Source organism: Enterobacter sp. BNK-16 (assembly GCF_048684955.1).
In the GTDB taxonomy this organism is placed as follows: Bacteria; Pseudomonadota; Gammaproteobacteria; order Enterobacterales; family Enterobacteriaceae; genus Enterobacter; species Enterobacter bugandensis.
In genome coordinates this window covers 3,813,164-3,836,739 of the sequence record NZ_JBLQTQ010000001.1, presented here as the reverse complement: position 1 = coordinate 3,836,739, position 23,576 = coordinate 3,813,164, and the positions used below count along the sequence as shown (strand labels likewise).

General features: G+C 49.6%; 28 protein-coding genes. 17 read left to right on the top strand and 11 right to left on the bottom strand.

Annotation, left to right across the window (positions count from 1 at the left end):
- Positions 1–303 precede the first annotated feature (303 nt).
- Both ACMGGH_RS18515 and ACMGGH_RS18510 read right to left on the bottom strand, forming a co-directional pair.
- Positions 304–1,329: a phage portal protein gene (locus ACMGGH_RS18515; RefSeq protein WP_232948359.1), complete on the bottom strand. Its 1,026-nt coding sequence runs from the start codon at positions 1,327–1,329 to the stop codon at positions 304–306.
- Position 1,330: 1 nt separating this feature from the next.
- On the bottom strand, positions 1,331–3,100 hold the full coding sequence (locus tag ACMGGH_RS18510; protein WP_232948358.1) for a terminase ATPase subunit family protein: 1,770 nt from the start codon (positions 3,098–3,100) through the stop codon (positions 1,331–1,333).
- A gap of 166 nt (positions 3,101–3,266) precedes the next feature.
- Between ACMGGH_RS18510 and ACMGGH_RS18505 the strand changes: the two genes are divergently transcribed.
- From ACMGGH_RS18505 to ACMGGH_RS18450, 12 genes are all read left to right on the top strand, one after another.
- Complete coding sequence (locus ACMGGH_RS18505; RefSeq protein WP_232948357.1) at positions 3,267–4,121, top strand: GPO family capsid scaffolding protein; 855 nt, start codon at positions 3,267–3,269, stop codon at positions 4,119–4,121.
- A 55-nt stretch (positions 4,122–4,176) separates the two neighbouring features.
- Positions 4,177–5,244, top strand: a complete 1,068-nt coding sequence (locus ACMGGH_RS18500) for a phage major capsid protein, P2 family (protein ID WP_232948356.1) — start codon at positions 4,177–4,179, stop codon at positions 5,242–5,244.
- A gap of 3 nt (positions 5,245–5,247) precedes the next feature.
- The gene (locus tag ACMGGH_RS18495; protein ID WP_232948355.1) at positions 5,248–6,003 is read left to right on the top strand and encodes a terminase endonuclease subunit; all 756 of its coding nucleotides are present in this window, start codon (positions 5,248–5,250) and stop codon (positions 6,001–6,003) included.
- A gap of 99 nt (positions 6,004–6,102) precedes the next feature.
- Positions 6,103–6,609 carry a head completion/stabilization protein gene (locus ACMGGH_RS18490; RefSeq protein WP_232948354.1) on the top strand — a complete coding sequence of 169 codons (507 nt, stop codon included), beginning with the start codon at positions 6,103–6,105 and terminating at the stop codon, positions 6,607–6,609.
- Positions 6,609–6,812 (top strand): tail protein X, encoded by a 204-nt coding sequence (locus ACMGGH_RS18485; RefSeq protein ID WP_232948353.1) that lies wholly within the window; start codon positions 6,609–6,611, stop codon positions 6,810–6,812. Before ACMGGH_RS18490 ends, ACMGGH_RS18485 begins: the two co-directional genes overlap by 1 nt.
- Entirely contained in the window at positions 6,803–7,024 is a 222-nt protein-coding gene (locus tag ACMGGH_RS18480) for a hypothetical protein (protein ID WP_014170137.1), read from the top strand. Before ACMGGH_RS18485 ends, ACMGGH_RS18480 begins: the two co-directional genes overlap by 10 nt.
- Positions 7,008–7,517: a lysozyme gene (locus ACMGGH_RS18475; RefSeq protein ID WP_232948352.1), complete on the top strand. Its 510-nt coding sequence runs from the start codon at positions 7,008–7,010 to the stop codon at positions 7,515–7,517. The genes ACMGGH_RS18480 and ACMGGH_RS18475 overlap by 17 nt, the downstream gene beginning before the upstream one ends.
- Positions 7,514–7,939, top strand: a complete 426-nt coding sequence (gene lysB, locus ACMGGH_RS18470) for an Rz-like lysis system protein LysB (protein WP_232948351.1) — start codon at positions 7,514–7,516, stop codon at positions 7,937–7,939. Before ACMGGH_RS18475 ends, lysB begins: the two co-directional genes overlap by 4 nt.
- Positions 7,827–8,072 (top strand): Rz1-like lysis system protein LysC, encoded by a 246-nt coding sequence (lysC, locus tag ACMGGH_RS18465; protein ID WP_232948350.1) that lies wholly within the window; start codon positions 7,827–7,829, stop codon positions 8,070–8,072. Before lysB ends, lysC begins: the two co-directional genes overlap by 113 nt.
- Complete coding sequence (locus tag ACMGGH_RS18460) at positions 8,035–8,502, top strand: phage tail protein (protein WP_232948349.1); 468 nt, start codon at positions 8,035–8,037, stop codon at positions 8,500–8,502. The genes lysC and ACMGGH_RS18460 overlap by 38 nt, the downstream gene beginning before the upstream one ends.
- Positions 8,495–8,923: a phage virion morphogenesis protein gene (locus ACMGGH_RS18455; protein ID WP_232948348.1), complete on the top strand. Its 429-nt coding sequence runs from the start codon at positions 8,495–8,497 to the stop codon at positions 8,921–8,923. The genes ACMGGH_RS18460 and ACMGGH_RS18455 overlap by 8 nt, the downstream gene beginning before the upstream one ends.
- Before the next feature lie 45 nt (positions 8,924–8,968).
- On the top strand, positions 8,969–9,922 hold the full coding sequence (locus ACMGGH_RS18450) for a nucleoside 2-deoxyribosyltransferase (protein WP_232948347.1): 954 nt from the start codon (positions 8,969–8,971) through the stop codon (positions 9,920–9,922).
- Between the two features lie 97 nt (positions 9,923–10,019).
- Here the strand turns inward: ACMGGH_RS18450 and ACMGGH_RS18445 are convergent, their stop codons facing one another.
- Positions 10,020–11,243 (bottom strand): hypothetical protein, encoded by a 1,224-nt coding sequence (locus tag ACMGGH_RS18445; RefSeq protein ID WP_232948346.1) that lies wholly within the window; start codon positions 11,241–11,243, stop codon positions 10,020–10,022.
- Between the two features lie 77 nt (positions 11,244–11,320).
- Between ACMGGH_RS18445 and ACMGGH_RS18440 the strand changes: the two genes are divergently transcribed.
- The 3 genes from ACMGGH_RS18440 to ACMGGH_RS18430 all read left to right on the top strand — a co-directional run bounded on the left by ACMGGH_RS18440 (position 11,321) and on the right by ACMGGH_RS18430 (position 13,141).
- Positions 11,321–11,953 (top strand): phage baseplate assembly protein V, encoded by a 633-nt coding sequence (locus ACMGGH_RS18440; RefSeq protein WP_232948345.1) that lies wholly within the window; start codon positions 11,321–11,323, stop codon positions 11,951–11,953.
- The gene (locus ACMGGH_RS18435; RefSeq protein WP_332909143.1) at positions 11,950–12,843 is read left to right on the top strand and encodes a GPW/gp25 family protein; all 894 of its coding nucleotides are present in this window, start codon (positions 11,950–11,952) and stop codon (positions 12,841–12,843) included. Before ACMGGH_RS18440 ends, ACMGGH_RS18435 begins: the two co-directional genes overlap by 4 nt.
- A gap of 76 nt (positions 12,844–12,919) precedes the next feature.
- Positions 12,920–13,141 (top strand): DNA-binding transcriptional regulator, encoded by a 222-nt coding sequence (locus ACMGGH_RS18430; RefSeq protein WP_072202539.1) that lies wholly within the window; start codon positions 12,920–12,922, stop codon positions 13,139–13,141.
- A 103-nt stretch (positions 13,142–13,244) separates the two neighbouring features.
- Here the strand turns inward: ACMGGH_RS18430 and ACMGGH_RS18425 are convergent, their stop codons facing one another.
- A complete protein-coding gene (locus ACMGGH_RS18425) occupies positions 13,245–17,060 on the bottom strand; it encodes a DNA-binding protein (RefSeq protein WP_420299192.1) in 3,816 nt (1,271 codons plus the stop codon).
- A 440-nt stretch (positions 17,061–17,500) separates the two neighbouring features.
- Positions 17,501–17,797, bottom strand: coding sequence for a YciI family protein (locus tag ACMGGH_RS18420; RefSeq protein ID WP_045260670.1), 297 nt, complete (start codon positions 17,795–17,797; stop codon positions 17,501–17,503).
- 222 nt (positions 17,798–18,019) lie between these two features.
- Between ACMGGH_RS18420 and tonB the strand changes: the two genes are divergently transcribed.
- Positions 18,020–18,742 carry a TonB system transport protein TonB gene (gene tonB, locus ACMGGH_RS18415; protein WP_232948388.1) on the top strand — a complete coding sequence of 241 codons (723 nt, stop codon included), beginning with the start codon at positions 18,020–18,022 and terminating at the stop codon, positions 18,740–18,742.
- Between the two features lie 38 nt (positions 18,743–18,780).
- On the opposite strand, the gene yciA is transcribed toward tonB, so the two are convergent.
- The 4 genes from yciA to ACMGGH_RS18395 form a co-directional block, all read right to left on the bottom strand.
- Positions 18,781–19,176, bottom strand: a complete 396-nt coding sequence (gene yciA / locus ACMGGH_RS18410; RefSeq protein WP_041909616.1) for an acyl-CoA thioester hydrolase YciA — start codon at positions 19,174–19,176, stop codon at positions 18,781–18,783.
- Positions 19,177–19,280: 104 nt separating this feature from the next.
- Positions 19,281–19,820 carry a septation protein A gene (locus ACMGGH_RS18405; RefSeq protein WP_150144055.1) on the bottom strand — a complete coding sequence of 180 codons (540 nt, stop codon included), beginning with the start codon at positions 19,818–19,820 and terminating at the stop codon, positions 19,281–19,283.
- Between the two features lie 56 nt (positions 19,821–19,876).
- On the bottom strand, positions 19,877–20,620 hold the full coding sequence (locus ACMGGH_RS18400; protein ID WP_045630546.1) for a YciC family protein: 744 nt from the start codon (positions 20,618–20,620) through the stop codon (positions 19,877–19,879).
- A 25-nt stretch (positions 20,621–20,645) separates the two neighbouring features.
- On the bottom strand, positions 20,646–21,050 hold the full coding sequence (locus ACMGGH_RS18395) for a YkgJ family cysteine cluster protein (RefSeq protein WP_052682991.1): 405 nt from the start codon (positions 21,048–21,050) through the stop codon (positions 20,646–20,648).
- 281 nt (positions 21,051–21,331) lie between these two features.
- Here ACMGGH_RS18395 and ompW point away from each other — a divergent pair, with 281 nt between their 5' ends.
- Positions 21,332–21,964 carry an outer membrane protein OmpW gene (ompW, locus tag ACMGGH_RS18390; RefSeq protein ID WP_232948342.1) on the top strand — a complete coding sequence of 211 codons (633 nt, stop codon included), beginning with the start codon at positions 21,332–21,334 and terminating at the stop codon, positions 21,962–21,964.
- 43 nt (positions 21,965–22,007) lie between these two features.
- Here ompW and yedF read toward each other — a convergent pair whose 3' ends face one another.
- A complete protein-coding gene (gene yedF / locus ACMGGH_RS18385; RefSeq protein WP_232948341.1) occupies positions 22,008–22,241 on the bottom strand; it encodes a sulfurtransferase-like selenium metabolism protein YedF in 234 nt (77 codons plus the stop codon).
- Positions 22,238–23,449, bottom strand: coding sequence for a selenium metabolism membrane protein YedE/FdhT (yedE, locus tag ACMGGH_RS18380; protein ID WP_048960531.1), 1,212 nt, complete (start codon positions 23,447–23,449; stop codon positions 22,238–22,240). Before yedE ends, yedF begins: the two co-directional genes overlap by 4 nt.
- Positions 23,450–23,576 lie beyond the last annotated feature (127 nt).

Genomic DNA, 23,576 nt, shown 5'->3' with positions numbered 1-23,576 from the left:
ATCATTTGCATTACCTTTTTCAAGTAATTGGCTCCTTCTTGAGACCTTATCCAGCTTAACGTGTTTTTAAATATTCATCTAAATCAATTTGCGTTAAACATGGCTCCTTAAGCGGGCAGGCGAGGCGGGGATAGCACTGCGCGCTGGACGTGGTGAAAGGATTTATTTTGCGCGTCTGTGCGCGTCCTCGTGGCGCGCTGAGCTGTGGTGGCGGTCAATTGGTGCGGTGGTCATTGCGTCGCGTGTGCGCCGTCTGACGTGCTTTGAAGATGTGCCGCCCGGAGGCGGCATGTTGGGCGGGGGTTAGTCGGTCTCGATGCTGTAATCCTTAAAGCGGATCACCTCCATCCCTAACCAATCGTTAATCTCTTTGAAACGCTCCTGCAGCGGCGTCAGCTCGTTACGCACAAACACCCGCGCCACCTTCTCGATATCCCCCATTGAGCCGATATTTTCAGGCTTGCCGCCCATGAGCTGGAACGGCACGCGGTGCGCATCGAGCAGGTCAGCGGCGCTTACCTTCTTGATGTTAAAAAAATCATCCTTCGTGGCGACTTCACTCAACGGCACGATCTTAATGCCGTCCGGTTTCCCGTTCGGGGCGTAGAAAAACAGGTTTTTAAAATTCCCGAGTCCTTTCGAGTCGCGCATCGCGGAGCGGAGCGACTCGACGTCGGTGCTGCTCTGCGCCGCGTCGGTCACGTACATTATGTAACCCGCATGCGCACCGTTCTGGTAATACTTGCGACGAAACAGCGTGGCGGACTCATTCAGCCAGGCGGAATTGAGCGCGCTCAGGTATTCCGGCATCCCGTAGAGCTCCTGATTGATATCGGGCTCAAGCAAATGGCACACCGAACCGGGTGCGAACTGGTGCGGGTGCGTATAGTCCGACACGTACCAGTAAACACGATCCTCTACACCACGGCGGGTGTATTTGGCCGGGGAGGTTTCCAGTTTAAAGAGCTGGCCGGTCACGCTCATGCGCTTTTCGAGATAGCCGTTTGCAAACACCAGATAATCAAGCACAAGGCGGCTGAAGTCCTGACGGGACAGCAACGGGTGCGGGATAAAGGTGCTGGTCAGAATGTTGCGCTTTACGTAAATCGGGGAGCTGTGGTGTACGGCTGCGCGCAGGCTTTTTGCCAGCCCCGAGAAGTTGACCGGCGGCTCGTACCATTTGCCGTTATTGATACACTCGACATAGTCGAGGATATCGCGACGATCCAGAACGGGTGACGGCTCACCAAAGGTGAACGCCTCCATTTTCTGCGACGCGCTGGCGGTCATGCTGGTCTGTTTTGGCTGTTTGTTTTGGCGTTTTTTCATCTTAGTTAATATCCAGAATTGAACTTGATTGCATACCGCTTCCGGCGGAAAGCGGCTCGTTTAACAGGGCGTGCATGGTCGCCCACGCGATATCCGCGTGGCTGGCTTCCTCGCTGCGGCTGGCTTCATAGGTCGCGCTGCGGCCGCTGCTGGTCATGGTTTTGCGGATAGCCATAAATGACTGCGTGATGTCGGTCGCACCGGCGTCATATTCCAGACACCCGCGCCTGATGGTGTCTTTCGCTTTCAGCACCATTGCGGTTTTCATTTCCGGCGTGTAGCGGATGGCGCGCGCCGCGGGGAAGAATGAGCGCACGAGCTGGTAAACCCCCTGGCCGATGCCGGTCGCATCGATGCCGATATAGTCAACGGTGTATTTCTCGGTCAGCGCCCGGATGGCCTCGGCCTGTGCGGCAAAGTCCATGCCTTTCCACTGATGACGCTCAAGGATGCGGAACTTGCCACCGGCAACCAGCGGCGGAGCCAGTACCGCGCACCCGGCGCTGTCCCCGGTGTGTGACGGGTCATAGCCAATCCAGACAGGACGCCAGTTAAACGGACGGTCGGCGAACGGCTCGAAGTCCTCCCATTCTTCCATCGCATCGACCATGCAGCGCTGCAGCTCCTCGAACGGAAATACCGACGCCTTATCGTCGACGAACTCGCACATAAACAGGTTACGGAAGTCATCCGCGCTGTTTTCCTGTTTAAGCTGGTCGAGGTTAAACAGGGTGCAGCCACCGGCAAGCGCGTCCTCAATGGTGACAATCTGCCGCCACTGGCCGTCTCCGCACCGCACGCCACCGGCAAGCGCCTGATGACTGATATCGATGTCGACACGTTCGTCGCGGTTGCTGCGGCCACGGTTAAACAGCTCGCCTGACCAGAACGGGTAAGCGCCGTGCGCCAGCGTCGACGGGGTCGAAAAATAGGTTGTGCGCAGGTGCGACTGCGAGGCCATGCCCGAAGCGACTTTGCGCAGCTTCTGAAAATTGGGGATCCAGAAAATTTCGTCTACGTACAGGTCGCCGTTGTGGCTCTGCGCGGTGTTGGAATTGGTCCCGAGAAAAATCAGCTCAGCGCCATTGTTGCCGATGACGATCAGGTCGCCTGACAGGTCGACGTCTACCAGACGGGCAAAGGCGATGATGTACTTACGGAACACGTAAGCCTGCGTCTTACTGGCAGACAAAAATATCTGGTTTTGCCCGGTTTTGAGCGCGCGCAGGAGGGACTCACGCGCAAAGTAGAACGTCGCGCCAATCTGGCGGGATTTCAGGATGTGGCGGATGCGGTGCTCTAATCCCGCTTTATGCCAGCGGAGCTGATAGTCAAACGACTGGTCGAAGAAAATCTCCTCCAGTTTCTCGATGGCTTCCTCGCTGAAATAGTTTCGTTTCGGCTTTTTGCGATCCCCTTTGTTGCGGCTGGCGATATTAGGGTTTAAATCCACCTCGTTTCCGGTCTGGCCGTAGCGGTTAACGCGCGCGAGCCGCTCCATCTGGCGCGACAGAAAATCAGCGACTTTGAAGTCATGCGCGGTCAGGTCTGGCTTTGCATAGATCTGAATAAGCCGCGCCTCGAATGTCGACTCCACGCGGTTAATCGGCGCGGTTTCTTCCCATCCATCCCGCTGTTTCCAGCTCTGCACGGTCGGGCGCTTGAGCTGCAGCATGTCGCAGATTTGCGGCACGGCGAACCCCTGCCAGTACAACAGGCGCGCCTGTCGTCGCGGGTCATTGAGCAGTGAAAGGTCTGTTGAAATGGTCATGCTTGCCTCGTTTCTGGTGTGACGTGGCAAGGCTAAGGAAATGGGGTGTTATTCGCGCTAAGTGCCTGTTGTGTCAGATCTAATCAGATCGTAAGCGGTGGCTGATACGGGTCAGAGTCGGGAAACTAACCCCGAACCGAAAACCCAACATCAGGACACCTGAACAATGGCAAAGAAAGTCTCTAAATGGTTTCGCATCGGCGTCGAGGGTGACACCTGCGATGGCCGCGTCATCAGCGGCGATGATATTCAGGATATGGCCGACACGTTCGACCCGCGCGTCTACGGCTGCCGCATTAACCTCGAACATATCCGGGGGCTGATGCCTGACAGCCAGTTTAAACGTTATGGCGATGTAACCGAGCTTAAGGCGGAGATTATCAGCGATGGCTCTGCGCTTGATGGCAAAAAAGCGTTGTTTGGCAAAATCCAGCCGCTCGACGAGCTGGTCAGCATGGTTAAGGCCGGGCAGAAGGTTTACACCTCCATGGAGATTCGCCCGAACTTTGCCAACAGCGGCAAATGTTACCTCGTTGGCCTTGCCGTCACCGATGACCCGGCAAGTCTCGGCACCGAATACCTCGAATTCTGCAGCCGCGCCATGCAAAACCCCCTCGCCGGTAAAAAAGACCAGCCGGATGACGTTTTTTCTGTGGCCTCGCTGGCTGAGCTGGAATTTGAGGACGTTCCCGACACCATGCTCAACAGCCTGACCGATAAGGTCAGAGCCATTTTTGGCCGTAAGCAGGCCAGCGATGACGCCCGTTTCGCCGATGTGCATGAGGCTGTCACCACCGTCACCGAGCTGGTGCAAATCAATCTCAACGCCACCGACCAGCGCATCACCGAGCTGCAGACCGCTTTTGCGCAGCTTAAGCAGCACGTGACCAGCAAAGTCGATGAAAACGCGCAGGCGTTTACCTCACTGAAAAGCTCCCTCGACAGCACTGAAAGCCAGCGCCAGCCGCGCCGCGAGCTTTCAAAAGGCGGTACCGGCGACGAGCTGCTGACCAACTGCTGATAACCCACCGGGTGAGCTGCCCGGCCAGATACCTATTACCTGAACAGGAATAACCATGCGTAAAGATACCCGCTTCAAATTCAATGCCTACCTGTCCCGCGTCGCGGAGCTGAACGGCGTTTCCACCGATGACGTGGCGAAGAAATTCACCGTCGAGCCGTCGGTCACGCAAACCCTGATGACCACGCTGCAGATGTCATCCGCGTTTCTGACCAAAATCAACATCGTGCCGGTCGACGAGCTGAAAGGCGAAAAAGTTGGGGTCGGCGTTAACGGTACGATTGCCAGCACTGCCGACACCGCCGGTTACGATGAGCGTAAAACCGCTGATTTCACCGCGCTGGAGTCCAATAAATACGAGTGTGCGCAGATTAACTTTGACTTCCATATCCGCTACAAACAGCTCGACCTGTGGGCGCGATTCCAGGACTTCCAGACCCGCATTCGTGACGCGATCATCAAGCGCCAGTCGCTCGATTTCATCATGGCCGGATTCAACGGCATCGAGCGCGCGGCGACGTCCGACCGCAAAAAGAATCCGATGCTGCAGGACGTGGCGACCGGCTGGCTGCAGAAGTACCGCAATGAAGCGCCAACGCGCGTGATGTCAAAAATCACCGACGAGGAAGGGACGGTGATTTCTGAAGTGATCCGCGTGGGTAAAAACGGCGACTATGCGAACCTCGACGCGCTGGTCATGGATGCCACCGGCAATCTGATTGACGAGATTTATCAGGACGACCCGGAGCTGGTTGTCATCACCGGGCGTAAGCTGATGGCGGATAAATATTTCCCTATCGTTAATCAGGAGCAGGCAAACACCGAGTCGCTGGCCGCTGACATCATCATCAGCCAGAAGCGAATCGGCAACCTGCCAGCCGTGCGCGTGCCGTACTTCCCGGCTAATGCCCTGATGGTGACGCGCCTCGACAACCTGTCGATTTACTTCATGGATGACGCACACCGCCGCGCCATCATCGAAGAACCGAAAAAAGATCGCGTCGAAAACTACGAGTCAATGAATATCGACTACGTGGTCGAGGCTTACGCCGCCGGGTGCCTGATTGAAAACATCACGCTCGGTGACTTCACCGCACCTGCAGCACCGGAAGGCGGGGAATAAGCCATGACGAGTCCCGCAGCGCGTCACATGATGCGGGTCTCGGCCTCTGAAACTGCGCAGCGGGCTGCAGTCCCGCTGCGTAATGCAACTGCCTATGAGCAGATGCTCGTTAAGCTGGCCGCAGACAACCGCACGCTAAAACAAATCAGTTCAAAAGAGCGCAAAGCCGCGAAAAAACGCGAGCTGCTGCCGTTCTATCTACCGTGGGTGGGTGGCGTCCTCGACAGTGGTAAAGGGGCGCAGGATGACATCGTCATGACGGTCATGCTGTGGCGTCTCGATGCTGACGATATCGCCGGGGCGCTGGAGATAGCCCGTTACGCCATGACCTACGGCCTCACCATGCCGGTCGGTCGCCGTCCGACGCCGTGCCTGCTGGCCGAAGAGGTCAAGCTCGCCGCGCAGCGCCTGCTCGCTGCAAAACAGCCGGTCGAACTGGCGAACCTGCTCGACACCATCGCGCTGACGGAGCGCGCGGATATGCCCGATATCGTGCGTGCGAAGCTGCACAAAATCACCGGCTACGTGCTGCGCGATGCGGAGCAAATGCCCGAGGCACTGGCGCACCTGCAGCGTGCGATCCAGTTAGAAAGCACTATCGGGGTGAAAAAAGATATCGAGCAGTTAGAGCGTCAGCTCAGGCCAAAACCTGAACCCGCCCCGAAAACCAAAACGACTAAACCGCGCACGCGCAAACCTGCCGCTAAACCGGCGGCACGGCGCGGGCGTCCACCAAAGGCGGCAAAATCCGCAGGTTAACTGAGCGCTCCCCGAGCCGGGCGGCACGCCGTTCAATGCGGGTATTCCTTACCCTGACTGCGAACGGCGTCCACCGCCCACCCATTACCCGAGGTTGTCATGACGACGCTGATTATTGAGCAAAACAAAGAGCCGCAGGATGTGCCGGGCGTGGTGATACCGCCACCGGGCGTGAGCGAGCCGGTAATCAAAAACACCCCGTTTTTTCCTGACGTGGATCCGAAGCGCGTGCGGGAGGAAATGCGGTTAGAGCAGACCGTTTCCCCCGTGCGCCTGCGCCGGGCGATTAAGACCGCCATCGCGGAGACGAACGCGGAGCTGGGCGAATGGCGCGAGCGTCAGCTCGAAGCCGGTCACGCCACGCTGGCGGATGTCCCGACCGACCAGCTCGACGGCGAGAGCGTGCGCGTTTTCCACTATTTCAACGCCGTGTGTGCCATGACGACCGCCACGCTCTATGAGCGCTTTCGCGGCGTGGATGCGACCGCCAAAGGTGACAAAAAGGCCGACAGCATCGACAGCACTATCGATGATATGTGGCGGGATATGCGCTGGTCAGTGGCGCGTATCCAGGACAAAGCGCGCTGTATTGTGGGGCAAATCTGATGAAAGCGTATGCGCTGCAGGGCGACACCCTCGACGCGATTTGCGCCCGGTATTACGGGCGCACCGAGGGGGTAGTCGAAGCAGTGCTGGCGGATAATCCCGGCCTGTCTGAGCTCGGCGTCATTCTGCCGCACGGCACGGCAATTGAGCTGCCCGAGACCGACAACGCGGCCAGAACCGAAACGGTGAATCTATGGGATTGAGCATGGAAAAAATCACCACGTTTATCGCCTACTGGCTGGCCGTTGCGCTGGCGTATCTCGGGGCAATTTCACCCGAAAAGATGGCGCTTTACGTGGGCGGCGGATGCGCCATTTTTACCGCGCTGACGAACTACTGGTTTAAGCGCAAAACCTATCTCTATCTGACGTCACTCGGACTCGATAAGGGGGCTATTCGTGAAATCAATCGTTAAACGTTGCAGTGTGGCCGCTGTGCTGGCGCTGGCGGCGCTGATGCCTGACTTTCGGATGCTTAACACCTCGCCCGAGGGGCTGGAGCTGATTGCCGACCTCGAAGGTTGTCGCCTGACGCCTTACCAGTGCAGCGCGGGAGTGTGGACGTCAGGCATCGGCCACACTGCAGGCGTCGTCCCGAAAGGCGACATCACCGAGCGTCAGGCGGCGGCGAACCTCGTCGCGGATGTGATGAACGTCGAGAAACGTCTCGCGGTCTGCGCGCCGGTAGAAATGCCGCAGCACGTTTACGACGCGCTGGTCAGCTTCTCATTCAATGTGGGAACCGGCGCGGCCTGCCGCTCAACGCTGGTTTCGTACATCAAGCGTCATCAATGGTGGCAGGCGTGCGACCAGCTCACCCGCTGGGTTTATGTGAATGGCAAAGTCAGCGCCGGGCTGGAAAATCGCCGCGCGCGTGAGCTTGCCTACTGCCTCAGGGGGATTCAATGAAAATGATGTTGTTTTTACTGGCCGCGCTGATGGCGGTTGTGCTCTGGCAGCGTCATGAAAACGGCAACCTGACGCGCTCCTTTGAACGGGCAAACAAGGTCGCAGGTGAACAAAAAAACGTGATCGGAATGCTGAAAAATCAGCTTTCCATTTCGCAGCGAATTGCCAGAAAAAACGAAACCGCGCAGGTCACGTTACGCGGCGAGTTAATCGCCGCCGTTGCAATGGCCGTGCGAAGGGAAGAAACCATTACGAGGCTGATTAATGAGAATGAAACGTTACGTCGCTGGTATAGCGATAAGCTGCCTGATGTTGTGCGTCGGCTGCACACCCGCGCCGGTTGCGCCTCCGCCGGTCATTGTTTACAGCGCCTGCCCGAAGGTGAGTTATTGCCCGATGCCGGAAAGCGATCCAGTCGTTAATGGCGACCTGAGTGCAGATATCCGCAGGCTTGAGCACGCGCTCGCCGCCTGCGCGCTGCAGATTGAAACCGTCAAAGACTGTCAGGATAAACTCGATGAAGAAAGCACACAGCCTGCGAAAAGCGTTAACTGACGATGTCCCGCAGCTTAAAACCAATCCCGAGATGATGCGCATTTTTGCCGACGAGGGGAATATCGATGCGCGGCTCGCGGCTTCCCTGTCCCATGAGAAAATTTACACTTTGAATGTGATCGTGTGTGACTTTGTGGGCGACCCCGATTTGATATTCGTGCCGGTGGCGGCATGGCTGCGTGAGAATCAGCCGGATATCTGCACGCTCGATGACGGGCGCAAAAAGGGCTACCGTTTCCAGATGGATTTAAACGACGAGGATAGTGTCGATATCAGCATCAGCCTCCAGCTCACCGAGCGAACCCTCATCAAAGAGGAAAACGGCGCGCTGCACGTAAGCTATGCCCCTGAGCCGCCGCTGCCAGAGCCCGTCACCCGGCCAAAAGAGCTTTATATCAACGGCGAACTGGTGAGCAAATGGGATGAGTGAATTTAAGCCATTTGATGACAAGCTCGCCGGGCTGCTTGCTTCCCTGTCACCGGCAGGGCGTCGAAAGCTGGCAGGGGAGATAGCAAAACAACTGAGAGCGGCGCAACAACAACGTATTAAACTGCAAAAAGCCCCGGATGGCTCGCCGTATCAGGCACGAAAACGTCAGCCACTGAGGGCAAAGACGGGACGGATTAAACGGGCGATGTTTGAGAAGCTGCGTACGAGTCGGTACATGAAAGCCACTGGACGCAGTGATACTGCTGTGGTGGAGTTTGCCGGAAAAGTGCAACGTATTGCGCAGATTCACCAGTATGGGCTTAAAGAACGATCAAACTCACATGCGCAGGAAGTACAGTATCCTTCAAGACCTCTTTTAGGATTTAACAGCAATCAGAAAAAAACATTGAAAACATGTTGATTTTGCTTATAAATAGTTTTTAACGAGTTTGCAAGGAGGTGATTTATGAAAAAAAATAACATCAATTTAATACTAATGGCTGGTAATGCTGAAATTACTGAAAGGGATGTTTTTTACAAAGGGTATTTGACTCCCCCAGTCCAGTCAACAACCACACTTTTACCACAATCAGTACCATTTGTCCCCCCGCCTCCAGTTGATATTAGAACGAATGCGCATATTATAGAGGGGGAGTTGGGGTTTGAATTTATTTTGGAAGGTGATAGCTCGTTTTTTTCTGTTAATCTTTGGGGGGCTAGCGATCATTTATTAATTAGAATAAATGAGTTTCCCTATTTTTGTTCCGTTAAGAGATATCAAAATAATACTTACGAGCTTGTAAATTATGTTGGGGCATCATCTGCGGTGACGAAGAATGAAAAGTCTGCGCTAATGATAAAAATTAATTCTTCATTCATTACAGTTTTGATTAATGAGATTATTGTGCTTACTCAGTATTTTTTAAATACTGGTGTTGGAATTGGTTTTAACGTTTATGGCCCGTCACCGCTAAAATTACTAAATATTGCTGTTGTTGATAAAAAGCCTAAAGTGTTTGTGGTGATGCAATTTAAAGATTCATATAATGAAATTTATGAGGAGGTTATTAAACCTATATGTTATGAGTATGGATTAGATGTCACAAGATCAGATGATTCATATAGAAATGGCTCGATCATTCGCGAGATTTTAACTGAATTGGCTGAGTCAACATTAATAATCGCAGATATAACGCCGGATAACCCTAACGTATACTATGAAGTTGGTTATGCGCACGCTCTTAAAAAAGAGGTTGTTTTGCTTTGTAATGATGCAAGAACAAACTTACCATTTGATTTGGCCGATTATAGAACTGTTTTTTATAAAGATAGCATTGCTGGTCATTCACAAATTAAAATTAAATTAAGGAAGCATTTAGAAGAAATATTAAGGAGGGATCAGCGAAGCCAACACCAGTGATGAATTTTTTTTACTTGGTGATAGAAGCATGGCATCACCATTACGCGCCATGCTTTGTATGGAAGTAAGATATACTTCGCACTTTTACCTTTAATCTTTAATCAGCTCTGAAGTATCCAACCATAAATCCACTTGCAGAAGAATAAATTTGCCCAATGAGTTTTATTTTGTTACTACGATAATCTTTAGCTATATTTCTTTCTCTTTTAATTGATTGATCTATATGCCATGTTATCTCTATGTTTTTTTTGAATTGATCGAATTTATAATTATTTATTTCTTCAAAGTCTTGATCTTCAACTAAGCGTATTAAGGATTTTTTCGCCCCAAGGAAGATAAAATGACCTCTGCTTTCCTCTAAGAATATACCTCCACCATCGAGTTCTTTGTCGGTGATGTATGTCTTGTGATGAAAAAAAGGTGATTTAGTTGTATTGTAGTTGTAACTATTTCCATTTTTGTCCATGAGGTCGTGTCGATTTATTTTTTGTATGTTTTCGGATGTTTTGATTATGGATTCTCTTAGGGATAATGCTTCGATGAGTCTCGACTTTGGAGATATGATTGATAGGAATGATGTGATATTGGAAAAGCGTGTAAGAAGTTTTGCCTTGAATATATTTTTATCGCTTTTTTGTGAGGGTGGATCAAGTAGCCAGCATTTTACATTGTGTTGAGGGTTACAGTCTATAGCTGTAATCGTGCCATGGAAATGATCGGCTGCATTAGGTTGTCTGATAACATCTTTTTTTTCAATGATATCTTTTTTTAGTTGTGAAATTGATGAGGACTTTTTTAAGTTGTCCTGAGTTTGACTTCCTTTAGTTTCGAGTAAGATGCTTGCGTGATTGGTATATGCATATTTGAAATCGAAATCTTTTGTTTTTTTAACAGGAATTATTTCCCAGTCGACCTCGATAAGGTTGTAAATGCTAGCTGTCACAAGCATCCCGATTGATTCACCAATATGTTCTGCCATTTCTGTCGAGAGGTTTGTATTGATGTTTTTAGTATGAATGCTTCCGTTAGTCGTGCTTAGAACATTACGCAAGACGCCAGACAATTCTTTGGATAGTTCAATAATGTCTGATCGTGATTTATAATCATCTGGCGAGATTTTCCTGTAATGGAAAAAATAATATAGAAGAAACTCTGCGCCGGATATCGTTAGCCCATGGTTTACGATATGGTTCATTCTATCAACTGCTGCCTTGGGGTACTCACCTTCAGTCAATAGTTTTTTATGTTTTTCGTCATAAAAAGATACATCGATTTTCAACGTGCTCTCAAGCAGTCCACCGATTGTTGTACTGTTTGTCATATTATTCCTTTGTTGTGCAAATAACTACACTGCTAATGCAGTTGGGCTAATTTTAAAATTCTAAAGATAATCGTTCTATGAAAACATTATCTGAGATTTCAAGATTATTACGCAACATTATTCGCACTGGTATTGTGACCGACATCGACCTCAACGAGGGGTTGTGTCGTGTCCAGACCGGCGGCATGCAAACCACCTGGCTTAACTGGCTTACCAGTCGCGCCGGTCGCTCTCGCGTGTGGTGGGCTCCCTCCGTCGGTGAGCAGGTGTTATTGCTGGCCATCGGCGGCGAGCTCGATACCGCTTTTGTGCTGCCGGGCATTTTCTCTGATGACCATCCCGCACCCTCGGCCTCAACCGATGCGTTTCATGTGTCCTTTCCTGATGGCGCTGTCATCGAGTACGAACTCCAAAACAGCGCGCTCACCGTGTCAGGCATTAAAACCGCCAACGTCACCGCGTCAGATTCCATTACGGCGACCGTGCCGGTGGTACTTGTGAAAGCCTCGACCCGCATCACGCTCGATACGCCCGAGGTGGTATGCACCAACAAGCTGACGACCGGCACGCTCGAAGTGCAGAAAGGCGGGAAGATGTCCGGGAACATCGAGCATACCGGCGGGACATTTACCTCAAACGGCGTGCAGGTGGATGACCACGACCACGGCGGCGTCGAACGGGGCGGAAGCTGGACGGAGGGCACTAAATGACGGTGCGTTATCTGGGAATGAACAGCCAGACCGGCCTCAGTATCTCTGAGGTCGAGCATATCAGGCAAAGTGTGCGCGACATTCTGGTTACGCCGATTGGCTCGCGCGTCATGCGCCGTGAATACGGCTCGCTCCTGTCGGCTCTGATTGACCAGCCGCAGACCAGGGCGCTGCGCCTGCAGATTATGGCCGCGTGTTATTCCGCGATCCAGAAATGGGAGCCCCGCGTCAGCCTGACAAGCATCACCTTTGAGCGGTCGGAAAATGACGGCGGGCTGTATGTCGACATCACCGGCACGCGCTCGGCTAACGGCCAGCCCATCCCGCAGTTGACGATCGAACGCGGCGACGGCGACCGTCATCAATTTGCGATTGCTGACCGGGAAGCCTACACCGGCGTAACGGCAAAATGGCTGCACACCAAAGACCCGAAACCGCAAAAGCAAAAGGTGAAGCTCAAACGCAAGCCAAAGGTACAGCACCTGCGCGCGCTGCAGCATCCGAAAGCGACCAAAACCACTGCAAAGGTAAAAGCCAAAAAAGAGCAGGAAGCCCGCGAGGGTGAGTATATGGCCGGTGAGTCTGACAACGTGCTGGAGCTGACTACCATCTACGCGACAAAGGCGCAGGCCAAGCGCGCTGCTCAGGCAAAGTGGGACAAGCTGCAGCGCGGCGTCGCGGAGTTTTCAATCTCGCTGGCTATTGGCCGCGCTGATTTATTTCCTGAAACGCCGGTGGCGGAGAAAGGCTTTAAGCGCGTTATAGACGAGCAGGCGTGGATAATCAGCCGGGTGGTGCATAACCTTAACGGGAACGGCTACACGACGGGCTTAGAGCTTGAGGTTAAGGTTTCGGATGTGGAGTATGAAAGCGAAGAAATAACACAATAAAATTTGTTTATGTGTTTGATATATAAGGTTTTAATGGTTAAAATTGATGCATCAATAACGCTCTGAGGTGCTCGCCATGTTCCACTGTCCAAAATGTCATTACGCCGCCCACGCTCGCACAAGTCGCTATTTTACTGACACGACCAAAGAGCGTTATCACCAGTGCACTAACATCAACTGCAGCGCAACGTTTGTCACCACTGAAACGATAGAGCGCTTTATCGTTTCGCCGGGTGAAGTAGTGCCAGCGCCGCCGCATCCTACCACGTCAGGTCAACATCAGATCCAATGGATGTGATCAACTAGAGGGCTCCGCAAATGCGGGGCTCTCTATTATTTAACACTATTGTAGTCTAATACGCTTGGCTCTAATGAATTTTTAGGTCTGCTTGTATATTTTATTAGCTAATGTCATCTCTTTCTCGTGTAATTGTAACAGTAATTTTACTGTCATCACGTTTCTCAAAGTCCTTAATGATGCCTGCATCACGGGAATATTCAAGGATGAGATATACGAGATCATCATTATTGGCTGTGATAGTTGCTTGAGTACGTTTGATGAATACATTAGATAAATCAGCCTCATTAATATTATGGCATATATCGGCAATGATAGGTTTATTACGGTAGCCGCGGGAAATCATTCTGGCGAGAAGTATTGCATTAAGATTTAAATTATTACTTAATTTGATTGACAGTAATGATACAGAATTAGGTAAGTTAATTTTAGAAATATCCAAGTCAAGGTAATATTCAGAATATTGAAGGACTAATTGCGCCTTAATATCATCATTAAATAAGTCACTAAGCATTAAAGAATCAAGGATTTTATCGAAGGAAGATTTGTTTTTCCCTAGGTAAAAATCGCTATTGGATAGAAAAATATCTTTATGTTGGCTGAACAATAGGACTAAATACTCAGTCAGTTTTTCGTCAGGCTCGATGTATGTTGACTCTATAATTCGATATGATTCATTAGAAAGTATAATCTTGCCAAGTTTAACAAGCCTACCGAAGTTACGAACACTCAGTTGATCGTCAATCTGTTCAATATTGATTTCAATGGAGGATAGGAGAGTTTCATAAGTATTATCATCGAATAAATCACTGCAGATTATTTTTTTATATAATGGAACATAGTCTTCGACATCAATTGATGGTTTGCTAAGTTTTGCTAAATCCAAAGCATGATTTGTCAACCAATCATGCAAAATAGCCGCGTTACAGTCAATAGATATGTAATCCATTAGTGCTGACCAGCTTGGAATGACGCGGTCATACTGATAGAAAAGGTCCTCAAAAGAAATTAACTCATTACCATCATTAAATGTTGATTCGGATGTCAGTCCAGTGAGTTCGGAAAGAGTGAAATCCATGATTTTAACAATTTTTTCTTTTGATTCATCACTTAATTCATTTCTCGCGAGCATTTCTTTAATGTAATGACTGGGTTCATCGGCATAGACGAATACATTTTGGACAAAAGTATTGATGTTAGCTGTATAATATTTAAATGGGGCGCTTAACTTATACTGCGTTATAATACTCCATGGTCTTTTCTGAGCGTATTCAGGATTAATGGTTTCGTCAGAATGTACATAAGAGTATAGAACTACACCTACGTTTTCTTTAGTTATTTGATAGAGGTTATTTTCAGCAATGAAACTTATAGCTGAAAATTCATTAGGTGTTTTTGGAGTGAATAATTCATTGTAACATACGTTAACTTTTAGGATGTTGGTAAGAAATGCAGGTAAATTATCATCTTTGATGTGGTGAATGATTTTACTACCTATGAAATGAAGATAGTTTCTGAATTCTTCTTTTTCTTCATATTTCTCTGGTGACGTGCAGGAAAGCACGGTGATTGATATGTTAGTATTATAAGGTGATTCTCTATTCGTTTTTAATGCTATTAGCATACGTTCCAGATAACCACTGATCTTTAATGCTCTGATAACAAAAGCTTCGAAAGTTGAGTAGGTAACAAACTTAATGCTAAGTATTTCAAAAGCATTGTAAATGTACTGATCTGATTTTCTAAAAAGCGATGCTACCATTCCCGTAAGATATCTGCTGTTTATATCAATGATGTGGGTTAATAATTGGTAGTGCAGTGCGCCATCGGAGTAAATTCTTTTTTGTTCTGCCAGTTCTAAAATAACCTTTTCAGCATCATCTATGTAAAAATCTTGATTGGATTTTTCAAATTCTAAACCCTGACCTATGGCTTTGATGAAGTCATTGTCGTTCACCGTCATTGATCCTTCATGAAAAATGGAGCGATATGACATAAAATCTTGCATTAATAATCCACCAGAGAGCAGAACATACAAGGCATCTAATCCACCATATTGCATATCAGTCCGCAATATATGAAGTTGCTGCTTTGACACATAATCATGCATTTCCATCTCATCAAGATATTGCTTTGCAGTAACTTCAAACTTATCACGACCACTGGACTTAATTAATTCATCAAGAGGTATGGCATTTCTGGATCTTATTGTGTTTTCTAAATCACGTATTTCGCGATTTACAAGCTGGAATGTTTTTGTTTTATCTTGACCAACTAATTTGACCCTATCATAGTAACTCGATAAAAGAATGTTTGTGGCCTCTGCTGTTAGAGAGGAAAACTGATCATTACCATATTGATTTGTATATCCAACATAAAGTGTTTTATTTCCAGAGAATGTTTCTAGGAAGTATTCTTCATTTTTAACCAGTTCAGCACTGTCGCAAAGCGTAAATCGATTATTGTTGTTTTTATATGCAATGAAAACTTTTCCCCAGAGTAATTCTGGGATAAATTTTATAAGAATATCTTTTCGAATATCATAAGGCGTATTGGCAATATCCTCTTCAAGCTTGATGGATGTTTCAAAAAGTTCTTCAAGTCTCTCATCAAGAGATTCAAAATATTCAGCATGCAGCCTTTGAGTGCGATAATTATGGATGAACAGATAAAGCAATCCGGTTTTTTTATCAGCAAGATGATAATCTAAAGTGTAAATGTTTTTATAAAAGACAAGTGCAAAAAGTTTTATGGTGTTTTTAGAGTTGTCAACTATTTTACTGAATGTGTTGAATTCATTTATTATATTAAGTAAGCTTCGCATATCGTTGATGTAGGGGGCAATGCTTTTGAGATGCTTATCGCTTGATTTATCAAGAGACGGAGTTTTGTTTTTGAGTAGCGTAAAAGCATTTCTGCTATCCATAAATGGCACGATAGGTAGGATAAAATCAAAGAATTTTGTTCTACCATCGGCATTCATGAACATATCGTCTCTAACAGCATAGATGAACCTAACTGGTTTTTTATTTGAAAGATTATTGTTGATAATCTTATTTATTTCACGGAGTTTAACGAAGATCTCTGGTGTTCCAAGTCGGTCAAGATCTTCAAATACAACGATTTTATATGGGCGGCGTGAAAAAAAATAAACAATTTCATCCAGGCAGTTGTTTAACAAAGATGAAGATTCTTTATCGTTAAATTCCATACCTCCGCTAAGAAAGGCAATTTTACCTAGTCTGATTTTCTTATCAAATATACCAACTCGTGATGCAGTTTGTGTGAGGAAAAAAAGTGAAATGAATGCGAGTATAGTCAACGCTAGAACTCTTGCGATTGCATTTTCATGCAATATATTGGTCCATTCTTGAGGGAGTTTAAACCATTCTGAAACCCTCTCAAAAAATAGAATCCCCAGAAAAGCGGTTGTGGGTATAGCAATTTTTATCAATGAAAAATATGTTTTCAGGGTATGAAATAAACTCCTATTTAATATTCTATCTATCTTTGAGTCTGGGAGTTTATCTCTATTTTCTTTATATAGAATTTGCTGCAAGATACTGAGTTCGACTTCCTGATTAGTAAGGGAAGTGTTTTTGTCATTTTCCATCATATCGAACCCTGCCAAAGATACATTCATGTACTTTTCACTGCAGTGATATTTCATAAATGAGGATACAACAGTACTTTTTCCTGCGCCATAGTTACCCGTGATGGCAATATTTCTAACTTCTTTTTTGGACAATGCAAACTTTAATGCTCTGAAATACTCCTGCATATTCTCATTATTGATGCATTTAGGTGCCAAGGTATCGTAGGTGCTAGATGCATCTAATGATGGATTTCGGGATTGTGCCTTTATCAGCAGTGTTTCAATACTTTTACAAAGTTCTATTGCTTTACCTAACACGTCCATTCAATTACTCCGTAACACTGTAAGAGGAGGTGAGCTGTACCAATGTGGCCAGCCAATAGGGGTTATCCGTTTGGTACATCGTACCGCTTCTTTTGGGATTGTGCATGATTTCTGTCAGAGTATGGCTGTGAGTACCTACCGATTTTATCTGTAGATGAAAGACAGAGATTTGAGTGCAGATCGCTTATTGGTTTGACTTCATCGCGATGGGTTAAGGAACAAAGCAGAACTGACACAATGTTCAAACAATTCACCAAAGTGTAAACCGGCGTTGGCCGTTGTTTAAAGCTCTCCAGCCTTTTAAAAGTACAATAAGCTAAAGCCCCAGAGTATGGGGCTTTAGTGATGATGTGGTCAATCTGTGGACATGAACTGAAATAAATCCTTTTTTTTCAGTGTGTTGATATGGTTATAAAAGCTCCTGAGGGAGCCTTTTTACCTCAGAACACTTTCTTATACGGTCGCACCGTCACTTTTGCATACACACCCGCCGCAACGTATGGGTCTGCGTCAGCCCAAGCCTGCGCCGCTTCAAGAGACTCAAACTCAGCAATAACCGTGGAGCCAGAAAAACCGGCGGCTCCCGGGTCATTGCTGTCAACAGCAGGCATTGGACCCGCGGTCAGCAAACGGCCTTCGTCCTGGAGCAGCTGCAGGCGAGCCAGATGGGCAGGGCGAACAGAGAGACGTTTTTCGAGGGAATCAGCGACATCTTCAGAGTAAATCACGTAAAGCACGGTGAAGCTCCTTAAGCGTTATAAAGTGTCAGTTACGTTATGTGAAAGGGCAATTGACTGCAATGTAAAGATAAAAACAACGTTAATACCCCGATCTGGATGTCCTTTTTTTGACCACTCCTGTGCTTTAATTGCGCCAGAACAAAGTGTCTTATTGAATATGATTGCTATTTGCATTTAAAATCAGGGTCCGGTTTTTTAACGTTGATGATTATGACTTCGATGACCCTTGATTTACCTCGCCGCTTTCCCTGGCCGACGCTGTTGTCCGTCGTGATTCACGGTGCCGTCGTGGCGGGTTTGCTCTACACCTCGGTTCATCAGGTTATTGAAATGCCCGCACCCGCCCAGCCGATCTCGGTAACCATGGTCTCGCCAGCGGATCTCGAACCGCCGCAGGTTGCGCCACCACCGCCACAGCCGGTTGCCGAGCCTGAACCGGAACCCGAGCCTGTACCGGAGCCACCGAAGGAGGCACCGGTGGTGATCCACAAACCTGAACCGAAGCCAAAACCTAAGCCGAAGCCAAAGCCGGTGAAGAAGGTCGAGGAGCGTCCGAAACGTGAAGAACGCCCGGTTGAACCGCGCGCGACCCAGCCGGTCGAGAATGCAGCGCCTTCGCGTCCGGTCATGAATAACAGCGCACCGGTGGCGAAGCCGACGGTTGCCGCACCAGCGGGCCCACGTGCGTTGAGCCGTAATCAGCCTCAGTATCCGGCGCGGGCTCAGGCCTTGCGTATTGAAGGTCGCGTACGGGTGAAATTTGACGTGACTGCGGATGGCCGCGTGGATAACGTGGAAATTCTGTCTGCTCAACCTTCAAATATGTTTGAGCGCGAAGTGAAGTCGGCGATGCGCAGATGGCGCTACGAACCCGGTAAACCGGGAAGCGGACTGATCGTGAACATTGTTTTCCGCCTGAATGGCGGGGCGCAGATGGAATAATAAAAGCCTCCGAAAGGAGGCTTTTTTTTGCCTGCCATTCAGGCTGGCGGAAGCTGACGAGGTTTACCGTCGCTATCGACAGCGACATAAATAAACAGCGCTTCAGTTGCTTTATAGCGCTGTCCAATCGGTTCAGAAGAGACTTTCTTCACCCAGACTTCAATGTTGATGGAGATGGATGTATTGCCGCGCTTTACGCAGCGGGCGTAACAGCAAACCACATCACCTACTGCAACCGGGCGCAGGAAGGTCATTCCATCCACCCGCACGGTCACCACGCGTCCGTGAGCAATCTCTTTTGCCAGAATTGCGCCGCCCATATCCATCTGCGACATCAGCCAGCCGCCAAAAATATCGCCATTGGCATTGGTGTCAGCGGGCATTGCCAGTGTGCGTAAAACCAGTTCGCCCTGAGGGGCGTTATTTGTTGTCATTGTTTTAACTCATAACGGAAGACTTCAGGCGGGATGCTACTATGATTTCACAGCGGAGAGAATAGACCAGAACGCCTGTCGAACACGTTCTGGCCAGTCAGCAATCAGTGCTTGTCGTCCTGCGGCATGTGGCGATAGATATAAATGCCGCTTATCAGGGTGAATATCAGCGTCAGGGCCGTCAGGCCGAAGACCTTGAAGTTGACCCAGATATTCTGTGGCAGCCAGAAAGCGATATAGATATTGGCAAGACCGCAAAGGATAAAGAACACGGCCCAGGCGATATTCAGGCGCGACCAGACTTCCTGAGGCAGCGTCAGCTCTTTGCCGAGCATGCGCTGGATCAGCGGCTTTTTCATCACCCACTGGCTGATGAGCAGCGCACCCGCAAACAGCGCGTAGATCACCGTAACTTTCCACTTGATAAATTCATCATTGTGGAAGAAGAGGGTTAGCCCACCGAATACGGCGACCAGGACGAACGTTACCAGCGCCATTTTCTCAACTTTACGGTAGCGCACCCAGCTGTAGATCAGTACAACCGCTGTCGCAATAATCAGCGCCGTGGTGGCAGCATAAATGTCATACAGTTTGTAAAACGCGAAAAAGACCACCAGCGGTAAAAAATCAAGAAACTGCTTCATTCTGTGATTCCATCTTCTCTGTTGAGCCGGGCCCTGTCATGCACCCGGCATCAGGGTTACTGACGAATTAACATATACAGGCGGAACAGATAGACAAGCAGCACCGCTGAAATCAGGTTGCTCAGTGTATTCGCGACCACCGCGCCAACGTTTGGGGTTAATACCGCAAAATTCGGTGCAAACAGGAGCAGGAGCGTTTTTGCCAGCAGCCAGGCAATGACTGCGGGAGCCACCAGTCGCATATTAGCCCATGCGAGTCGGATGCTGCTGCGCATCGCGGTAAAAATTCCCATTTTATCCTGCACGACCATTACTGGGGCAAAAGCGAGCACAATAGCCAGTAACACGCCCGGCACCACAACCAGCATAATTCCCATCTGCACCAGCATGGTGGTTAAAAAGATCAGGATAAACAGCTTAGGTAAGACCGGCGCGCTGGCGCCAATCGCCCGCAAGGCGCTGACCCGGTGGCCCGCCGACACCAGTTGGATCATCAGCAAAACGCCGCCCGCCAGAATGGCGTTACCAATCAGGCCAGAAAACGTGGATGCGGCAGACGCCCGGAGCAGAATTTGTTGCTGCTCTGGCGTCATGTTTTGCACCAGTTCAAATAGCCCAACGCTTCCTGCAAGATGGTCGCCCTGGCTCAGGCTGGCAATCTGTTCTTCACTCGGTGAGAACGCATGACCCAGCACCACAGTGATAAAGGCGCAAAGCAACGCGATCAGTAAAAAGGTAATGAACTGATTGCGGAAAAAATTTCCCGTGTCACGGTAGACAGACTTCGCCGTGATAGACATGCACTCTCCTTGCGTATTGCAGGTGTTAATTAGCCGGCAATTGTACACCGGATGAACCTGCTGTGGCAGCATCAAGGCTTGTATGGAAAAGCATATCTTTGTAAAGCGGCGGTAATCCAAAGCGCGCGCGGGCGCGATTACAGGCTTCGTTGACCTGCCCATCTTCCCCCGACATGGCAAATTCCCGGCACGGGCTGGGGCGATCCTCATAGATCGCGCACCGGGTCGAAACCCCGGGCTCCCCTTGTAAGGCCGCGCAGCGGGCCTGCTTTTGATTGGTGCCGCTCATGCAGCGCAGAAAGGGGGTTAACGGCTCAGTAAGATGAACCGGAACGGTACCGCCGCCATCGCTGGCTTCAGCCCAGTAGAAAGAGACTCGAAAATACGCACAACAGGCTCCGCACGTCATGCACGGGTTAACTTCACTCATGGCACACCTGCAAAAAAGAACGCATCAAATCAACTTGTGAGAGCGATAAATTATCCAGCCGACAGAGGAAGAGCAAGAGGGGGAAAAGAGAAAATTTTGTAACTGTGAAATGCCAAAAATTGACATAGAAACAACTTATTGCTTTTCAAAGCACCACAAAAAATTAACCCAGATCAATGAATGTTAACTTACTGGTTTTAATGTGATCTGTGGCAGATCACTTATTACTCTTTTGTGAGTATATTCTCATCCGCGATTAAAACCACAACGATGGAGCGGATATGAAAAAATTAGCGGTGGCAGCCCTTGTATTAAGCAGTCTCTCTGGCGGCGCGTATGCGCATGAAGCAGGCGAATTCTTTATTCGTGCCGGTTCGGCTACGGTTCGCCCAACTGAAGGATCGGATAACGTGCTGGGGATGGGCGGTTTTAACGTCAGTAACAACACCCAGTTAGGTTTAACATTCACCTGGATGGCGACGGATAACGTTGGGGTTGAGCTTCTGGCGGCAACGCCGTTCCGTCACCGTGTCGGTCTTGGTGTGACCGGTGATATCGCCACGGTTCACCATTTACCGCCAACGCTGATGGCGCAATGGTACTTTGGCGATGCCAGCAGCAAGGTGCGTCCATATATTGGCGCGGGTGTGAACTACACCACCTTCTTCGATGAGAAATTCAACGATACCGGTAAAGAGGCAGGACTCTCCGATCTCAGCCTGAAAGACTCGTGGGGTATGGCTGGGCAGGTTGGTCTGGACTATCTGATTAACCGCGACTGGCTGATCAACGCCTCGGTCTGGTATATGGATATTGATACGGACGTACGCTTCAAGGCGGGCGGCGAGCAGCAAAGCATCAATACGCGTCTGGATCCGTGGGTGTTCATGTTCTCTGCGGGTTATCGTTTCTAATTCTGTATGTTTAATGCGCCCCCGAGGGGGCGCATTTCGTCTATTACTTCTGAATCAAATAGCGAATGGTTGGCCCGTCCTGCTGGATATCCAGCACCGTATAACCGTGGTTTTTTGCATCCAGCGGAATGTTGTTGATGGATTGCGGACAATCGCTCACCACCTCCAGAATTTCACCTTTTTCCAGCTGCGGCAGTGCCTCAAGCGTGGCAACCGCCGGATACGGGCAGGGTTCACCGACCATATCCAGACGATAGTCGGGGACGAGCTCTTTCATGCAGCGTTCTCCTGCGTTTCAGTTTTGACGACGGCACGGCGGAAGAAGCGTTTCTCCTGCGCGACAACCAGTAAAAAAGCGACCAGCAGCAGGGCATAAGTCACCAGCAGGCCGCCGAGAGGGCCGAAAGCGCTCAGCAGGTTAACCTTGTCCCAGTTTGTGGCAAGCACCGGGGACACGTCGTCCCAGAAGTATGCGAGGAGTGTGGATCCAAGGACATTCCCAAGCCCGACCCACCAGTAGTGCACCTGTCCCTCAACCGCGCGGTACATCCAGCCGGTTTCACACCCGCCCGCCAGCACAATCCCGAAGCCAAACAGCAGACCGCCAATCACCGCGTTCGGGCCAGCCCACATGATCTTCGGTTCAACACCGAGCTGAACATAGCTGAAAATGCCGATAGCGCTCACCGCCATGCCGGCAATGATTGCCTTCGCCATCATCGTCCTTCCGGTGATCCACATATCGCGAAACGCAGAGGTAAAGCAGATCTGCGCGCGTTCGATCAGCAGGCCAAAGCCGACGCCGAACAACATCGCCAGGCCAAGCTTCGGCTGATTCATCGCCGTGCAAATGGCCCATGCGATCATAGCAAAAAAGACCAGCATACCCAGGCGGAAACGGCGCTTTGCCTGCTCCGGTTTTTGGGTTAGCGGGGACGCCGCGCTGACTTTTGTCATTTTCACCGGAATGCGGAACAGCGGCAGAAGGGTGAATTTTGCTCCGAAGTAAGAGCCAATCGCCGTGGCCACGGCAAAAAACCAGGCATGAAGGGAGAACTGCGGAATCCCCGTAAAGAACGCGGCCAGATTACAGCCCATCGCCAGGCGGGCGCCAAACCCGGCAATCATACCCCCGACTACCGCCTGCATGATGCGAACGCGGCTTTTGGGCATGCGCAGCTTAACGTTGTTTGCCCACAGCGCCGCAGCGAAACAGCCGCCGAACATGCCGATAATCATCATTCCGTCGATGCGGGTAAGAGGGGTACCGTCCAGGTGAATGAGTTTGAAGTATCCCCACTCTTCGGTGTGTACGCCTGCGAGCTGCAGCAGTTGCCCACCCCAGCGGGTGAATTCACCGGTGACGGCCCAGAAGGTGCCGGTAATGCCGAAATAATAAGTAGAGAGAATGCCTGCCGCGATGACGGCCGGAACAGGTGACCAGAACTTAACCAGGTAAGTCTGTTTGAAGGATTGCCATGACATGAATAAGCCTCTGAACTCAGAAGGATTAGTGCTAAAAAGAGTCCAGATCATACGCTTACGCGAAAGTTTGAAAAGCTATTCACACCGAAAATATCGACGGGATCAATTTTGACGTAATCCTTTGGAG

Coding starts and splice junctions, on each gene's coding strand:
- ACMGGH_RS18515 (WP_232948359.1), bottom strand. CDS start 1,329: ATGAAAAAACGCCAAAACAAACAGCCAAAACAGACCAGCATGACCGCC.
- ACMGGH_RS18510 (WP_232948358.1), bottom strand. CDS start 3,100: ATGACCATTTCAACAGACCTTTCACTGCTCAATGACCCGCGACGACAG.
- ACMGGH_RS18505 (WP_232948357.1), top strand. CDS start 3,267: ATGGCAAAGAAAGTCTCTAAATGGTTTCGCATCGGCGTCGAGGGTGAC.
- ACMGGH_RS18500 (WP_232948356.1), top strand. CDS start 4,177: ATGCGTAAAGATACCCGCTTCAAATTCAATGCCTACCTGTCCCGCGTC.
- ACMGGH_RS18495 (WP_232948355.1), top strand. CDS start 5,248: ATGACGAGTCCCGCAGCGCGTCACATGATGCGGGTCTCGGCCTCTGAA.
- ACMGGH_RS18490 (WP_232948354.1), top strand. CDS start 6,103: ATGACGACGCTGATTATTGAGCAAAACAAAGAGCCGCAGGATGTGCCG.
- ACMGGH_RS18485 (WP_232948353.1), top strand. CDS start 6,609: ATGAAAGCGTATGCGCTGCAGGGCGACACCCTCGACGCGATTTGCGCC.
- ACMGGH_RS18480 (WP_014170137.1), top strand. CDS start 6,803: ATGGGATTGAGCATGGAAAAAATCACCACGTTTATCGCCTACTGGCTG.
- lysB (WP_232948351.1), top strand. CDS start 7,514: ATGAAAATGATGTTGTTTTTACTGGCCGCGCTGATGGCGGTTGTGCTC.
- lysC (WP_232948350.1), top strand. CDS start 7,827: ATGTTGTGCGTCGGCTGCACACCCGCGCCGGTTGCGCCTCCGCCGGTC.
- ACMGGH_RS18460 (WP_232948349.1), top strand. CDS start 8,035: ATGAAGAAAGCACACAGCCTGCGAAAAGCGTTAACTGACGATGTCCCG.
- ACMGGH_RS18455 (WP_232948348.1), top strand. CDS start 8,495: ATGAGTGAATTTAAGCCATTTGATGACAAGCTCGCCGGGCTGCTTGCT.
- ACMGGH_RS18450 (WP_232948347.1), top strand. CDS start 8,969: ATGAAAAAAAATAACATCAATTTAATACTAATGGCTGGTAATGCTGAA.
- ACMGGH_RS18445 (WP_232948346.1), bottom strand. CDS start 11,243: ATGACAAACAGTACAACAATCGGTGGACTGCTTGAGAGCACGTTGAAA.
- ACMGGH_RS18440 (WP_232948345.1), top strand. CDS start 11,321: ATGAAAACATTATCTGAGATTTCAAGATTATTACGCAACATTATTCGC.
- ACMGGH_RS18435 (WP_332909143.1), top strand. CDS start 11,950: ATGACGGTGCGTTATCTGGGAATGAACAGCCAGACCGGCCTCAGTATC.
- ACMGGH_RS18430 (WP_072202539.1), top strand. CDS start 12,920: ATGTTCCACTGTCCAAAATGTCATTACGCCGCCCACGCTCGCACAAGT.
- ACMGGH_RS18425 (WP_420299192.1), bottom strand. CDS start 17,060: ATGGACGTGTTAGGTAAAGCAATAGAACTTTGTAAAAGTATTGAAACA.
- tonB (WP_232948388.1), top strand. CDS start 18,020: ATGACCCTTGATTTACCTCGCCGCTTTCCCTGGCCGACGCTGTTGTCC.
- yciA (WP_041909616.1), bottom strand. CDS start 19,176: ATGACAACAAATAACGCCCCTCAGGGCGAACTGGTTTTACGCACACTG.
- ACMGGH_RS18405 (WP_150144055.1), bottom strand. CDS start 19,820: ATGAAGCAGTTTCTTGATTTTTTACCGCTGGTGGTCTTTTTCGCGTTT.
- ACMGGH_RS18400 (WP_045630546.1), bottom strand. CDS start 20,620: ATGTCTATCACGGCGAAGTCTGTCTACCGTGACACGGGAAATTTTTTC.
- ACMGGH_RS18395 (WP_052682991.1), bottom strand. CDS start 21,050: ATGAGTGAAGTTAACCCGTGCATGACGTGCGGAGCCTGTTGTGCGTAT.
- ompW (WP_232948342.1), top strand. CDS start 21,332: ATGAAAAAATTAGCGGTGGCAGCCCTTGTATTAAGCAGTCTCTCTGGC.
- yedF (WP_232948341.1), bottom strand. CDS start 22,241: ATGAAAGAGCTCGTCCCCGACTATCGTCTGGATATGGTCGGTGAACCC.
- yedE (WP_048960531.1), bottom strand. CDS start 23,449: ATGTCATGGCAATCCTTCAAACAGACTTACCTGGTTAAGTTCTGGTCA.